At 30.4% G+C, this 385-nt stretch carries 1 protein-coding gene; it reads left to right on the top strand.

The features are described 5' to 3' along the window. Positions 1–182: hypothetical protein (locus tag AC1DUA_RS40925; RefSeq protein WP_477505054.1), on the top strand; the 182-nt coding region annotated here is incomplete at its 5' end. Positions 183–385 lie beyond the last annotated feature (203 nt).

Below are 385 nucleotides of genomic sequence, written 5' to 3'. Positions count from 1 at the left end.
GTAAAAAAGCCCATGGGTTAATTGTATCCCCTTGGGCTTTTGAACTTTTGATATGCTACCAGACATTAGCCGTGACAATTCATAATCATTTGAGTTTTTTTGAATTATTAGAGTTATTTGGGAGCAATTTATTTAAAATTGACTCGGAGATACTCTCTGGTTTTTCTTTTTTTAAGAACTGATTGGTTATTTTTTTTTCTTGTGGTAATTTAAAAAAGCCTTTATTACTAGTAGAACTTAAGAAAACTGTATTAATCATCTAAGTCCACTACCTTTCATTATAGTTTTTAAAGTACTGATTATTCAATTCCGACTTAAAGTAGTGTTTCCTTTTTATCCAAATAAAACCGTCTCCCTTTGAAATTACTGCTACATCAATAGGACC

The sequence above is a fragment of the Paenibacillus sp. 01T422 genome, assembly GCF_056398785.1.
This window is presented reverse-complemented; position numbering and strand designations above follow the sequence as displayed.